1 protein-coding gene and 1 pseudogene are annotated in these 1,173 nt (G+C 65.6%); both read right to left on the bottom strand.

Annotated features, from left to right (window positions below):
- Positions 1-764 (bottom strand): DUF4175 family protein (locus EOA86_RS35495; RefSeq protein ID WP_128345722.1); only part of this gene is annotated, 764 nt, incomplete at its 3' end.
- 188 nt (positions 765-952) lie between these two features.
- Positions 953-1,173 (bottom strand): annotated as a pseudogene (locus tag EOA86_RS35500) (pyridoxal-phosphate dependent enzyme); the annotation flags it as partial.

A 1,173-nucleotide genomic window follows, 5' to 3' on the forward strand; every position in this document is an offset into this window, starting at 1 on the left:
TCCTCGCCCGAACCGCCGGTGACGCGCAGGGACACATCGCTGCCTTCCGGAACGGTGAAGGTGGACGCAGCCTGCTTGCCATTGTCGGCGAGGGCTGGGTTGGCGAGGGCGGGGGAAGTGAGGAAGACCGGCGGCCTGCCGGTGTAGGCCGGCGGCGTCACCCAGGCGTCGATGCGCGGCGGCACCGCGTCGCGCGCCGCGTGGGCACTGAACCCGTCTGCGATGCGGCCGCCCGACGGTCCAAAGGAGAAGGCAAAGGCGGTGACCAACAAAAGCGCCGCCACGGCGCGCAGCCCCCACGGGTCGCGCTCCGGAACCCGGGTGCGTGGCATGTCGCCACCAAGGTTACCGAGTTTTTCGGCCATGCGTTTCTGGTGCTCACGCCACAGCGCTTGCGAAAAAATACTCTCCCTGCCGCTCGGCCGGTCGGTCTGCACCAGCACCGGGCTGTGCAGCAATTGGTTGGCAGCCTCGATGCGCCGGTCGATCTCGGCGCTGGTCGGCACCCGGAAGAAACGCAGGGGATAGAGCGCGGCAAGGGCTGCGATGCCGAACACTGCCATGAGGCTCATGCGCGCCGTGTCGGGCAGCAGAAGGAAGAGGCCGAGCCACGAGACGCTGAGGAACAGGCTGGCGACAATGACCAGCGGAAGAAGCAACGGCCAGCCACGCTCGACCGTCATCGAGACCCGTGTCGCCAGCCGGCTCAGAGCAAGGCGCCCGGCCAGGCTGCGATCGCTGGTGAAGGTGGGTCGTTGCGTCATCGGCCCTTCCTGATTCAGGCGGGATAACCCGAACCTCACAAATCTATCGCACCGGCCCGAAAACCGGATTCGATTTTCGGAAAGTACGATGCGAAGACTCAAAGTCGTAAATGCACGTCACTCGAAGCATAACAACAAACACGGCGAAGGCGAGGCGGTTCCCGAAATCGTGAACAGGACTGCCCCCGTTATCGTCCGAATTTAGCCGGATTGGCGTTTGCACCGCAGACCAGTACCGCGACACGCTCGCCCGCAGCCGGCGCGTACCGGCCGGACAGGATCGCCGCGAAAGCCGCCGCGCCGCCCGGCTCGGCGATGATTCGCACTCGGTCCCAAAGCGCCGCCTGCGCGGCGATAATCTCGTCGTCGCTGACCAATATGGAACGCTCGACGAAGGCCTCGGCGATTG

Source organism: Mesorhizobium sp. M5C.F.Ca.IN.020.32.2.1 (assembly GCF_004023105.1).
In the GTDB taxonomy this organism is placed as follows: Bacteria; Pseudomonadota; Alphaproteobacteria; order Rhizobiales; family Rhizobiaceae; genus Mesorhizobium; species Mesorhizobium wenxiniae.